Source organism: Niabella terrae, from assembly GCF_054783135.1.
The window spans coordinates 354,021-367,328 of the sequence record NZ_BAAGRD010000003.1; the positions used below are offsets into that span (position 1 = coordinate 354,021).

At 52.0% G+C, this 13,308-nt stretch carries 7 protein-coding genes; 4 read left to right on the plus strand and 3 right to left on the minus strand.

Translation table 11 applies throughout. The features are described 5' to 3' along the window. Window positions 1–4: 4 nt before the first annotated feature. Genes ACYVI9_RS04365 through ACYVI9_RS04375 form a run of 3 tightly spaced genes read right to left on the minus strand, consistent with a single transcriptional unit; the run spans window position 5 to window position 9,041 of the window. The gene (locus ACYVI9_RS04365) at window positions 5–3,247 is read right to left on the minus strand and encodes a hypothetical protein (protein WP_460761184.1); all 3,243 of its coding nucleotides are present in this window, start codon (window positions 3,245–3,247) and stop codon (window positions 5–7) included. Between the two features lies 1 nt (window position 3,248). Then, window positions 3,249–6,650 carry a DUF6603 domain-containing protein gene (locus ACYVI9_RS04370; RefSeq protein ID WP_460761187.1) on the minus strand — a complete coding sequence of 1,134 codons (3,402 nt, stop codon included), beginning with the start codon at window positions 6,648–6,650 and terminating at the stop codon, window positions 3,249–3,251. A gap of 18 nt (window positions 6,651–6,668) precedes the next feature. Next, window positions 6,669–9,041 carry a S8 family serine peptidase gene (locus ACYVI9_RS04375; RefSeq protein ID WP_460761190.1) on the minus strand — a complete coding sequence of 791 codons (2,373 nt, stop codon included), beginning with the start codon at window positions 9,039–9,041 and terminating at the stop codon, window positions 6,669–6,671. 287 nt (window positions 9,042–9,328) lie between these two features. Here ACYVI9_RS04375 and trpS point away from each other — a divergent pair, with 287 nt between their 5' ends. From trpS to ACYVI9_RS04395, 4 genes are all read left to right on the plus strand, one after another. Beyond that, window positions 9,329–10,339: a tryptophan--tRNA ligase gene (gene trpS, locus ACYVI9_RS04380; protein WP_460761193.1), complete on the plus strand. Its 1,011-nt coding sequence runs from the start codon at window positions 9,329–9,331 to the stop codon at window positions 10,337–10,339. Window positions 10,340–10,407: 68 nt separating this feature from the next. Continuing rightward, window positions 10,408–11,046 (plus strand): deoxynucleoside kinase, encoded by a 639-nt coding sequence (locus tag ACYVI9_RS04385; RefSeq protein ID WP_460761195.1) that lies wholly within the window; start codon window positions 10,408–10,410, stop codon window positions 11,044–11,046. Window positions 11,047–11,154: 108 nt separating this feature from the next. Then, complete coding sequence (locus ACYVI9_RS04390) at window positions 11,155–12,444, plus strand: aminopeptidase P N-terminal domain-containing protein (RefSeq protein ID WP_460761198.1); 1,290 nt, start codon at window positions 11,155–11,157, stop codon at window positions 12,442–12,444. Between the two features lie 70 nt (window positions 12,445–12,514). After that, window positions 12,515–13,249 (plus strand): CDP-alcohol phosphatidyltransferase family protein, encoded by a 735-nt coding sequence (locus tag ACYVI9_RS04395; RefSeq protein WP_460761201.1) that lies wholly within the window; start codon window positions 12,515–12,517, stop codon window positions 13,247–13,249. The last annotated feature ends 59 nt before the right edge of the window (window positions 13,250–13,308 follow it).

A 13,308-nucleotide genomic window follows, 5' to 3' on the forward strand; every position in this document is an offset into this window, starting at 1 on the left:
TGATTTAAGTATCAAGATTTTCAAGCATTTCTTTGGCATGGACCGCAATCATCACCGGTTTCTGGTACAGGATGTAGGCAAAACGGGCAGCGTCCGTTCCCCATTGACTGATATGATCTGTGCCCCCGGGTGAAAAGCCTCCACCGGGCGGCGTTCCGGTATCAATAAAACCATTCACGGGTGTATACCTGTCCCAGGCCAGATCGTCCCAGGTGAGGGGCGTTGTAGGGTCTTCATCGGGATCGAATTTAATATCCATACCAAACCTTGGCTCTCCGGGGATCTGCTGAATGACAAAATAATAGCCCCAGTCGTCTGAAGCGCCGGAAGGTGCATCATCTCCACGGGCCTGGGGTATCGTCAGGTCAAATCCAAAAAATTTAATATCCGGCTTGACGTCGGCTTTAAACAGGGGGAACTTGATTTCTTCGGCCATCTGCTGGGCGGACGCCACTTCGATGATGATGGGTTCTTTGCTACCGTCGACCTGGCCGTCCTTGTCCCGATAGATATGCGCTTTTTGTGCGTAGATGATGGTATTGGGATATTTTTTCAGGAGCTCACCTTTGATCACCAGTACTACTTGCTTGGCGCCGCTGGGATTCGATTTTTTATGATGGCCCAGCTGGGAACTGCTGAACCATTTATCAATGGGTATGATGTCCTTATGTGCTTCGGACAGTGCTTCGGCGCTAAGGTTGTCTTCATTGGTAATGATTCCTTTGACATCCCAGAACTGGCGGAAATAACTGCCCCGCTGATCGGTGGGATATTCCCGCCAGAGCAGTTCCCGGCCAAATTCATGGTTGAGTCCTACCATATAAGATTCAATAAATGGGGGATTGGTCACCAGCAATGAAATGGTATTCGGTGGAATGAGTTTGATATTGGGGATGAGCAGTTCCGGAGAAATATCCCGGAGCTTCTCATACATGGGATCTTCAAAATCAGGATAGGCCATGGCCGGAACCAGGTGCTCCCATTGCAGGAGCCATCCGGGATTAAAGGAATAGTATACCTGAGAAGCCAGCAATCTTGGGAAAATATAACGGGGGTCCGTGGCGGACAGCAGTTTGGTATGCGCATTGGCCATATCAAATTTACTGAAGACTTTCACCGGTGCACTGATGGTCATTCTTTTGGAAAATGCGGTTGCGGCCTGCCGGAAGTTTCCGGCAAGTGGGTTGTCGCTGCCTGCCGCGCCGGGATGCTGTACACGGACAGTGGTAAACTGAAAGGCATCCGTTGTATTGGAACTGCGCCCCGGCGTGCTGCTGACCGTCGTGCTGCCTTCCGACCGGGGCAGGACCAGCGGATCGGTTTCCATAAAGACAAAATCGGGTTGGGGCGGTGCCGTTTCAATGGTCTGCACCAGTTGTTTGGGATCGGCCAAATTGCGGACTGCTTCAACCTGCTTTTTATATTTTTCCGAATACAGGTAAAGGCCAATCGCTGCTGCAGCAATAGGGGACAGTGCTGCCCAGGCCCCCGTCAACAGGGCCGCCAGCAACAATACTGCCAGTAGAATCAGCAGGATCAGCAGGTTATGGGCGAGCAGAAAGCGTAACCATTCAGGGATATTTTTGCCGGGATACTGCTCCGTAATGCGGGTATCAGTCAGCAGGTCCGCCGGGGTGGTCCGGGGAGGCGCTGCACTTATTTTTCCCTCGTTGAGGTCTGTCAGCAACTGGTCGGTGGAAAAGCCGGGATCGGTCGTTTTTATTTTTTTAAAGTAGGCACCCCGGGGTCGAAGGATTCTTCTGAAAGCGACGCTGACGGCAGCTACCGGCAGGGTGCTTTCTTCCATCTGGTACTGTAAGGTCGTGGGGGAACCCTTTACTTTTTTCAGCAGCGGTGCAAAGAACTGCAGGCTGGAAGCCGGTGTCAGTTTTTTGATAAAATTATTGGTGATGGCCTGAGCTACCTGTAGCGAGAAGGAAGTATAGCGGATCAGGCGGTTGGCATCCAGCACTCTTTTTACCTGGGTCCAGGCTCGGGCGACATAATCCTCCTGATTTTTTTGTACGACTTTGGTTCCGAAACCTCCGGGCACCCGCAGTCGCGGATCCTTATTCAGCAGATGCATCCAGCCCTGCTGGCTGCTGTCCAGTTCATGGGTCAGGGCATGGTTTTCGCCATAGATGGGCGGGCTCACCACAGGATCCGTTACCATATTGCCTGATTGCTGAATGGCTGCCGGAAAATTAAGTATGGCTTCCAGCTGTGTAAAAAATTCCCGGCTCGTATCCAGTGCCAGGGGAATGGCCTTCGTGGATGGCGACTGAAGGGCGCCTTCCAGACCAATGATGTCCTGGGGCGCATCCGCTGGCTCGATAGCCCCGATATCGGTACCGGTGGTCATGCCGAATCCCGGAAGGCTGCCGTCCATATCCCGGATGCCTACACGGCGGTCCATAGCCCGGGGTTCCAGCATCTTTACCAGGGATTCAAAGTCTTCATTGGCGCCCGTGCGGAAATACCATTGGTAATACACCGGAAATTCTAAATTGACCGCACCGGAATTCCAGGCCGGTTGCTGGGCGTCTGTGGCGGCAGGGTCCATACCCAGGCCCGCCAGGCGGCCCGTCTCAAATGCCGGCACCACAAAAGCGCGGTAAGCCTTATTGACTTCAAGTTTCCGGGGCGAAAGCAACCGGCAGATTACTTTGTCGGCATTGGGATTATCCAGATCATGGAGGCTTTCCAGGAATTTTTCGAATTCGGAATCCGACTGATAGCTTTCATTAAAATGCGCATGACCCCAGGCCCAGGTCTGTGTCGGCGCCGGCAGACCGGCTGCTGTTTTAACAACGACCGTAGGCAGCGGTGTGCGGCCGTTGTTCAGTACAAATTCCCGCGTTTCTTCATTTGGGCTGTCTTCCAGTATCAGCAGGCTGAGCCAGGGCCGGGACTTATCGCCATCCGCTTTGGCCGGCGTGTAGCGCCAGATAAAATCCTCGTCATAGAATTCAATAAAAGCCAGGTAATTCGGTTCGAAATTGGTGATCTCGTGCAGGGGCTCGGTGCGTACCACCATCTGCGGGTTGATGCCTATAATATCTCCGGGGCCGATCAGGGAGAAATCCTTATGGACGCCACTGCCATTGACCTGCACATCCACGGGAATGGTAGCCCTTTCGGGAACCGTCGGCGCACCGCTGGCGAGGTTATCGGTTTGATTGATCTGGTTGCCGATGCCTTTGCGCAACCAGGAACTGAACGTATATTTTGCAACGGTGATGGCCATATTAATTCATTTCAAATTGTGAAACAACCTGCAGTTTGTTTTTCAATGCCGGATTGTCTTTAATCAGGGTTTCCTGTATATAATAGGCTTCAGCTTCCGAAGCCGCCAGACTGTTCGGGGAATAAAGTGCCAGATCCGACTGGTTCACTACCGCATAACCCGGCTCTTTAAAGGTTACTGCGGCTGGCGCATTGGCGGTGACCCGGGCACTTACCGAAAGTTTACTTTTGCTGATGGCATTGCCTTTTACCAGGACATTGAAGGCCTCCTTAAAGAATTTGTAAATGCCTGCTCTGATGACCAGGAATTTTTTACGGTGCACATAGCTGAGCTCATAATTGACTTCTTTTTCAATCTTATTGCCCGAGCCGGTGGCGTCGCCTGTCTGGAACCTGAGCCCGCTCTTCATTTTCTCGAAGGATTTGCGGCTGAGCTTTTCAGCGTCTTTCAGTTGGACATAATTTCCAATAGCGAACTCTTCCTGTACATATTCTGTAGACAGGCCATTGGCCGAGAGGGTAAACAGTTTGTCGGCCGCCGGTTTTTTGTTGCCGAATTTATTGATTTCGATTTCCAGCGGCACCACTTTCTGACTCACCGAAAGTATACTGAAGGGTTGTACCAGAATCCGGCCTTCCGGCAGTTCGACCTTGCGCTGACTGACATGGGTGCTGCAGTTATCAGGCAGCTTGGCCAGCCAATTGCGTTCGTCCTCGAGGGCTGTCTTGACCAGGGGCAGGATGTCTTCGAGTTCCTTGGGTTGGGCGGGCGCGTCGTCTCCCCAGGTGATGTCAAAGCCAACAGAGATTTCGAAGAACAGGATGGTGATACTGGCTTCTCCGTTTGCATTCCAGGGCGTCGGCCCGGAAAGACTGAAATGCACGCTGATACCACAGATGACACTGCTACCTCTACGCAATGCCAGTCCGGCATAAATGTCTGCGATAAAATGGAAGGGGTTGAACTGTACCAGCAAATCATAACCCAGATAGCCATAGACATTGAAACCGGCGGCTTCTGCATAAAGCTCGGCCTTGGCGCCGGATTGTACGGTATTGGAAGTAACTGCGAAATAAGCCTGTACCGAAAGGCGGGGATTATCGCCCGAAAGCAGGGAGATTTTCAGCCTTTTCATGGATTTCAGGTCGTTCGGTATTTCTTTAAAAGCCGGATGGAACCCGCCTACCGAAATGATAAACACCGGATCTGAGCCCCAGCCAATCCGCAGCGCCATATCGCCTTCCAGGGTGAAGGTCAGCAGTCGGGAATCAAATAGACTGGCGTCAAACCAGAGGCCGTTTTCAAAATCAATGCCGCCGGCGAAATTAACCTGCAGTTTAAGCAGGGCGGCTTCCTCATCGGGCAGGATACACCGTAGTACACCCAGGATGATCAGTTGAGGGGAAGGGATATCGATGATGACACCCAACTCCAGAGAAATCAGGGTAGGCGTGCCCCAACCGATCTTGGCCATCGGACCCAGTACAAAATGGCCTTCTACAATCGGAAAAATCGTCTTGATATCACTGATAATGCGATTCACGTTGGCCACCACATCCTGGGGAAACAGAATGGAATTCACCGCGCCGCTGCGGACGCCGGTTTTCAGGGCATCGGTATTCACGGAACGGTTCAGGGCCAGCAGGCCCCCCACACCATTCAGCGTAAAACCAAAGCCCAGCTGGATCGGTGTAAATTCGGCTGTAATCAGGATCAGCAGGGCAAAGCCGTCAGTGCCATCCGGCATTTTGGTATTGATGATGCCAATGGCTTTCAGGTCCACGACATTTTGAAAACTCAGTTCCAGTACACCAAAGTACTCACCCTTTTCTGTGTCCAGCTTCAGGAAGCCGCCGCCTTTTATAGGTCCCGCATCCAGTGAGAGTCCGACACCATTCGGCGGCAGAAATGCAAAATCAATATCGGCCATACCCAGTTTTCCGGAGGCGTTTTCCGGGAAATTGAGGTTGATCCGGGTGCCGATCCGGTCCACTACAGCCGTCAATGGTCCCAGGGCGGCCTTCAGTTGAGCAGCCAGCCCAAACTGTAACGGTGCTTCATTGGAAAAGCCCAGCGAGAAATACAGGCCATTCACCTCCAGTACCAGCAGGTCAATCTGCAGCGGAATAAATACTTCCAGTCCACCACTACCCTGCAAGCGCAGGCCATTCTTGGGATCCCAGTTGGCCAGTAACCCGAAATCTGCTTCCAACTTGATACCAGAGAGTAGTTGCTGGATAAAGCCATCGCCCTGGGAAAAATCGATAATGAGTTTACCCTCCCGGATTTCTAGATGGAATCCGGGTTCTACCGCTCCGCCAGCGGTACCCAGCTGCGCATTCAGGTTCAGCCCACCACCGATGGATTTTGCCTGTAGCCGGCTGCCGCCCGACAAACCCAAGATCACTACGGCATCATCACCGGATTTTTCTGCTTTGATTCCCAGGGAGGATTCCAGTGAAAGATTGCCGGTGGGTGGTTTCAGGCTGATATCGAAAGGGGGGCGCCAGGTGCCGCTAAGACCAGCGGCAAAGGCAGGCTTAACGTGCAGGCTGCCCTTCCACAGATCCGAAAAGTTCAGGTTGCGGTCAACGGTCGTACTGCCGGGCAGGTGAAACCCGAACTGAATGCCGGGGGGATTTACGGTAGTATCTGTTTGTAAATGGAAGAAATAGGCGTCCAGCGTCAGGGGCTGGCTGCCTATTTTGTAAAGTTCTGCAGGCATTCCTGCCGATTCCAGTAGCGCCTGTATCCGGGGCAGTAATTTGCCACCCGTGAACGCCGGGTTGCCCCAGTCATAGATGGATTTGAAATAAGCGATGGGGTCATTGATAAAATTGGCCAGCAGGTCCAGCCGGATCCGTCGTACGACCGGGTCTTTCGAACTGCCCGAAACCTCCATGGTAGCCGGCACATCCGGTTCTTTGTCGATCAAACCCAACAGGTGCAGGGTACTCGTCAGGGTGGGCATTTTCTTATGGAGATAGCCGACAATACAGAATTCCAGCATCCGGACTGCCATTTGGCCGGCCAGCTCCAGGATCGCCGCTTTTCCCGGACCGGTCAATGACGCGGCGGCTGTTTCCAGGGCGGTTCCCAGGTCTTTCATTTCGCTGATAATGCCGGCCACAGTGGCAATCAGATCACCACCTGCGCTGATAATACCTGCAATATTCTCGGATTGGATTTGCGCAGCCAGACTGCTGATACCGGGTCCCAGCTGGCCGGCCTTGGAGGCAACCGTGCCGAGTTTACTGCCGATGGCGCCGTTGCCGGCAATCGCACGGGGCAGGGGCACCCCTAGCCGGGCAAAAATATCAGGTCCCGCCAGATCCTTCAGTGGTTCCAGGGTTTTGGCGATTTCCAGGATGAGTTGTTCCAATGTTCCGGCATTGCTGGCCATAAGTGCGGAATTAATAAGTTATAGAATGGGCGCGGTTTCCGGCTCGGCGATCCTTTCCATCAGTTGCCGGAGGCTCTGACCGCCTTCAATCTGATGAAGGGCTGGGGCGTAAAAATCCAGGTCTGCAGCAAGTTGTCTGGATCCATATCGTTGCAGCATCTGCCGCATGTTTTCAATAGCGGAAACGAGGGAAATCTGTTCGATTGCATCCGGCAGTACCATGGAGGGGTTGGCGGCAGCCTGTATGGCGGTGCGCAGCCATTGCGGTCCTTTACAGCGGTGCCAGACGGTAGCTACTCTTTTGTTGCGGTTGATCAGGGTCCGGACTTCGCGGAAATAGGTATGGAAAAGCTCCAGATACTCATTACCCCGCAGGCTTCTCTTAAAACGGTCCAGTAATTGTCTCGCTTCCCCGTCAGGGGCCGGCTGCGAGGGTTGATAGAATGGGGCATGCGGACCTGTGGGACTGCCCCCGCCTGCGCTCACCGGGTCAATGGCCGCTTTGATGTCCAGCTTACCGACGCCCCAGCCCAGACTGTCATCCAGATTGGCGCCGGCAGGTGCGGGACGGGCCTGGGCGGTCAGCGCTGCCAACAGCTGACTATGGGTCAGGTTGGGGTTTTTGTCCAGCAGCAGGGCGACGGCGCCGGCCACATGCGGCGCGGCCATGCTGGTACCGTCCTTAGCAACATAATAGTCATGGCAGCAATCGCAGCAACAGCCTTCATTTTCCAGATCGCTGGAAATTCCGGCACTCATGACACCAACACCGGGTGCCGTAATTTCTGGTTTCTGCCGGAGATCCAGGGTCAGTCCCCTGCCGGAAAAGCCCGCAAGCCGCCCATTGGCGGCGTTATAAGCGCCTACAGTAATTACTTCAGTAGCAGTGGATTCTTCGGACAGGGTGCTCTGAACCGTTGTTCCTTCCAGAAAGAAAATGGATTTTCGGTCATGGCCGCTGCCGTAGAGACAAAAGGCATCGATGGCTGCTGCATCACTGCCGGTGTTTCTGATTTCAATTTCCCAGTCCCCGGGCATATTATACCGGGATTTGGATTCATCGGGTTCCCCTTCCGCGTTTCGTTCTATTTTGGGCTCCAGCTGAATAGCGATCCTTCCTGGTGTCGTATGATCAATGTTTAATTGAGGGATCAGGGTGGGATGAGAGGGATTGCTGCCATTGGCGGTACTACTGGATGCCGCATTTCCCGGGCTGACCCAGCCCAATACGCCGTCAGTCCCACTAACAGGGGAAGTTATTCTAATTTCAGGACTGCCGCCGTTATAACGTATGGACAGGTAACGGGACTCCGTGTCCCGGGCAGATACACGGAAACGCAGCTGGTAAGGTACGGCGCCCGGCTCCAGGCTGGTCTTTGCATGAAAGCCCGACTCGGCTTCATTTCCTGCGGCGAAAACAATGGCAAATCCCTCATCGTTGTCGGAATGGTTGAGCAGGTTATTCATGGTTACACAGTCTGGCGCCGTGCCATCCATCGTATCTGAAAAAAGGCCCAGGCTCAGATTGATGCTGAGGGGTTTGTTGAAGCTGTGTTTGGCATGGTTCAGAATATAGGCAATGGCATCGATCATGGTGCCTGAGCTGGTCGAAGGCCGGTTGCTGTCCCCTGCCGTCAGCCCCCAAAGCCTTACGATAATGATATCTGCTTCCGGCGCCACGCCGATATAACTATAGCTTCCTTTACAGGAACCTGCCTGTCGGCCATTGCCTGCGGCAATGCCAGCCACATGACTGCCATGACCGTGTTCATCCTGGTGCCGCACTATATTGCTGACATTCTGCAGGGTCTGGTTGATCTGGGTCTGTGTGTATTCCACGCCATAGCCCAGGGCGATGGCGCCGATGGAAGGATCGGTAATCGCCGTAGGGGAAGCTTCGCTGCCCTCCGGCGTTAAGGTCTGATCCCATATTCTCAGGATCCGGGAAAGGCCACTGGGTGTTTGAAAACTTTCGTGCCGGAAATTGATGCCCGTATCCACGATACCGATAATGGCATTCTTACCCGTGGTTCCGGTAAAGCTTTCCGAGGAAAAATTCCAGACCGCATTGGCCCTGATATCCGGAACACTGGTGGTTAACTGCAGGGACTTACGGCGCTGTTTGGAAATCCGGTCCACCGAAGGTAGGGCGGCGAGCGCCTGGAGCTGTGCCAGACGGATACTGCCATAAGCCGTAGCAGCCAGAAGGCTGCCGGTCTGAAAGCCGGCGGCCAGCAGCGGATCGATGTTGCCGGTAAAACTTACAGCAATATGCAACAATTGTTGCGGGTCGGGTACGGCGGCGGGATTCGCAGCAGCGGCATCGGGATGTTGCCGGTAGTAATTACTGCGGGTCAACAGGGTATTGAGTTCGGGGTCTAGTGTGGCCATAGTAGCTTGAATTTGAAAATAGGGCCCTCATTAATCAGGGAGTGAATCAGGTGTATTTCCGGTCAAAATTGCTTTTCCGTTCCGCGCTATGGAAAAGGAGGCGTCTGAATCGAGGTCTGCTGCGAATTTACTTCAGTGAGCCGAGTGATGAGATTTTACCCCATCGCTTATTCGAGTGAGTCTCGTGTTTTTTAACAGCTGCCGGCAGCTGTGTGTCGGGAGACCTAAGTGAACTTATTCTGTTGATGCGTCGGGCAATTCTCAAATACTTTTTATCTTCGCGCCCCATGAGTAATCAAAAAGAAGTCGTTGTCAGCGGGGTGCGTCCTACCGGAAATCTGCATCTGGGTAACTATTTTGGCGCCCTGCGTAATTATGTAAAAATGCAGGAAACCCACGATTGTTATTTTTTTGTAGCGGACCTGCATTCCCTGACGACCCACCCTGATACCCGGACCCTCAGGGAGAATGTGCTGCATGTGGTATCGGAATACCTGGCATGCGGACTGAACCCGGATAAAGTGACCCTGTATTGTCAAAGTGATCTACCTCAGACCACGGAGCTCTACCTGTTCCTGAATATGATGGCTTATAAAGGTGAACTGGAAAAGACCACAACTTTTAAAGATAAGGTAAGACTCCAGCCCGAGAATGTCAATGCCGGGCTTCTTACCTATCCGGTATTAATGGCAGCTGATATCCTGATACACCGGGCGCTGCTGGTACCGGTGGGAAAGGACCAGGAACAACACCTGGAAATGACCCGCAACCTGGCGCAACGGTTCAATCACCGCTATGGACCGGTTTTCCCCGAACCCCAGGCTTTTAATTTTGGGGCTGAATTATTGAAGGTTCCCAGCCTGGACGGAACTGGTAAGATGAGTAAAAGCGAGAATCAGTATGCTACCATTTATCTGTCTGACGATGACGCGTTGATACGTAAAAAAATCATGAAGGCAACCACCGATGCCGGTCCCACGGAACCCAACAGTGAAATGCCGGATTATATCCGGAATGTATTTGATTTGATGAAACTGGTGAGCGCACCGGAGCAGCTGGCTCGTTTTGAAGCCGATTACAACAATTGCACTATTCGTTATGGCGATATGAAAAAGCAGCTGGCCGAAGATATGGTAGCTTATATTGCACCGATTCGTCAGCGGGCCCGGGAAATCCGGGAAAATGAAAGCGACCTGAATATCATCCTCAAGGTCGGGGCCCAGAAGGCGGCAGAACGCGCCAATCAAACCATTGACGCCGTTCGTGAGGCCATGGGACTGAAATATTTTCGGGGATAGAAAAAAAATCCTATTTTAAAGCACTTAAATTTTTAACGGGCGCTGTCGTGCCAGTTCGCTGAGTAATTATGGCTAAATCGAAGACCAAACCCAAGCATATTGCCATTGCCGGTAATATAGGTGCCGGTAAGACCACACTGACACAAATGCTGGCCAAGCATTATAAATGGATTCCCAATTTCGAAGATGTGGACCATAATCCCTATCTGATGGATTTTTATGAGGATATGCCCCGTTGGAGTTTTAATTTACAGGTCTATTTCCTGCATGGACGTTTAAAACAGTTACTGGATATACAGAATGGCACTGAAACGGTGATTCAGGACCGGACCATCTATGAAGATGCCAATATTTTTGCGCCCAACCTGCATGAAATGGGTCTGATGAGTAAACGTGATTTTGATAATTACTATGAGTTTTTCAAAACCCTGAAATCGATGGTAAAGCCACCGGACCTGATGATTTATCTGAACGCTTCCGTACCTACCCTGGTGGGACAGATCCAGAAAAGGGGCCGGGAATATGAAGAAAACATCCGCCTGGATTACCTGAAGCGGCTCAACGAATTCTACAACAAATGGATCGGTTCCTATAAGGAAGGCGCCTTGCTGGTAATTGATGTGGACAAGAATAAGTTTGCTGAGAACGAAGAGGATTTTGGTTCCATTATTTCCAAAATAGACGCCAGTCTTTACGGTTTGTTCTAAGTCAGGCGACCCGTTTTCTGCGGAGCCAGCGCCAGCAATCTTTTTATTTTTCCGCAGGCCGTAAGCGGCTTTTGGTTTACCTTTAGTGCCCAAAAGCAATTCGTATTTATGAAGTACCTACCCCTGGATTCAAAATTGTTTTCCACCAACCGGCAGGCATTTACCAAAAAAATGCAGCAGCAGTCAATGGCAGTTTTCGTGGCGAATGATGAAATGCCCCAGAATGCCGATGCCCTGTATAAATACAAACCCAACAGCAGCCTTTACTGGCTGACGGGTATTCGTCAGGAAGAAACCATGCTCATCCTGTTTCCGGATAATCCCGATTCCAAATACCGCGAAGTACTCGTACTGGTACGTCCCAATGAACTCAAGGAAAAATGGGATGGCCGCCGCCTGCGGGCCGAAGAAGCCACCCGGATCAGCGGCATAGAGACGATTGTCTGGCAGGACAGCCTGCCGGCATTGTTCCAGGCCTGGATGCATGCGGCGCAATTTATATACCTGGATAGCAACGAACACGATCGCAAGGGTTCCTGGCTGGATACGGCCCAGACCCGTTATATCAAATCACTGAAGGAACGTTATCCGCTGCACCAGTACTTGCGGGCGGCTCCATTGATTGGAGAACTCCGGGCCATCAAAACCAAATACGAAGTGGCGGTACTGCAACAGGCGATCGACATTACTGAAAATGCCTTTCGCAGGTTGCTACAATTTATCCGTCCCGGTGTGTGGGAATATGAAGTCGAAGCGGAGATTGTTCATTCCTTTCTCAGCCAGCGCGCAACCGGAGAAGGATACAACAGCATCATCGCCAGCGGTGACAACGCCCGGGTACTGCATTATATATTCAATAATAACCAGCTAGAGGAAGGCGACCTGATCCTGATGGATTTTGGCGCCGAATACGGCGGCTATAATGCCGATCTGACCCGTACGGTCCCGGTTAACGGCAGGTTTAGCAAAAGGCAGCGTGAGGTATACAACAGTTGCCTGCGTGTACATCGTTACGCAGCCAGTATCCTGAAGCCCGGTATCAGTATTGCAGCTTACCATGAAAAAGTAGGCGATGCCCTGACCAAGGAATGCCTGAAACTGGGGTTGCTGACCAAGGCAGATGTTAAGAATGAAGACCCGGCCAACCGGGCCTACCGGCGTTATACCTATCACGGTATTTCACATCATCTGGGTGTGGATGTGCATGACCTGGGACCCTTTCACAGCCCGCTGAAAGCCGGCATGCTACTGACCATCGAGCCGGGGATCTATGTCGAGGAAGAGAAAATGGGTATCCGGATTGAAAACAATTACTGGCTTACCCGTTCGGGTAATATTGATTTAATGAAAAATATTCCCATCGAAGCCGATGAGATCGAAAGACTGATGCAGGCCTGAATGAGTCCGTAACCGGTATGTGTAGCAGAAATATTATTCAGGAAAACAGCTGATTTACCAAGTATCATTCATGAAACAGATTCCCAATTTATTTACCCTGCTGAATCTGGTCTTTGGCTGTCTGGCCATTACCTATATTCTGAAGACGGATGGTTTTCTTTATGAGAACAGCGCTGGGCTCTCCATGGGGCTTTTGACCGGTGCCATTTTTATCGGTGCCGCCGCGCTGGTGGATTTCCTGGATGGTTTTGTAGCGCGGCTCTTTCATGCCAGTTCTGAAATGGGTGCCCAACTGGATTCGTTGGCCGATCTGGTCAGTTTCGGGGTGGCGCCATCGCTGATTCTGTTTCAACTGCTGGAAGCGGCCCTCACCCAAAACGGTCATCCGGCTACGCTTAGCTGGCTATTGCCGGTATGGCTGGTTCCCTGCTGCGGCGCCTGGCGGCTGGCCCGGTTTAACCTGGATAAAACACAGACTTATTTTTTCCGGGGGGTACCGATACCTGCAGCGGGATTGACCATTGCTTCTTTTCCTTTTATCGCCTACAGCGCATCTGATGCCTGGCGGCAGCTGATCTTTAATCCCTGGTTTTTATACGGTGCCGTTCTGGTTATCAGCTGCCTGATGGTATCAAGACTGCCACTGATCAGCCTGAAATTTAAAAATTTCAGCCTCAAAACCAATCTGGAGAAATTTATTTTGCTGCTGGTTGCATTGGTGGCGATCCTGCTACTGGGCTGGGCGGCGGTGCCGGTCATTTTTCTCGGCTATGTACTGGTATCTTTGATTTTCAGGCCCCAATAGCCGAGCCGGCAGACCGATCTCCGGTCTTTTTTGATAAAAATGGCGGGGTAACGCCGGCA

Excerpts from the sequence above, each read along its gene's own strand:
- ACYVI9_RS04365 (WP_460761184.1), bottom strand. The coding sequence starts at position 3,247 with ATGGCCATCACCGTTGCAAAATATACGTTCAGTTCCTGGTTGCGCAAA.
- ACYVI9_RS04370 (WP_460761187.1), bottom strand. The coding sequence starts at position 6,650 with ATGGCCAGCAATGCCGGAACATTGGAACAACTCATCCTGGAAATCGCC.
- ACYVI9_RS04375 (WP_460761190.1), bottom strand. The coding sequence starts at position 9,041 with ATGGCCACACTAGACCCCGAACTCAATACCCTGTTGACCCGCAGTAAT.
- trpS (WP_460761193.1), top strand. The coding sequence starts at position 9,329 with ATGAGTAATCAAAAAGAAGTCGTTGTCAGCGGGGTGCGTCCTACCGGA.
- ACYVI9_RS04385 (WP_460761195.1), top strand. The coding sequence starts at position 10,408 with ATGGCTAAATCGAAGACCAAACCCAAGCATATTGCCATTGCCGGTAAT.
- ACYVI9_RS04390 (WP_460761198.1), top strand. The coding sequence starts at position 11,155 with ATGAAGTACCTACCCCTGGATTCAAAATTGTTTTCCACCAACCGGCAG.
- ACYVI9_RS04395 (WP_460761201.1), top strand. The coding sequence starts at position 12,515 with ATGAAACAGATTCCCAATTTATTTACCCTGCTGAATCTGGTCTTTGGC.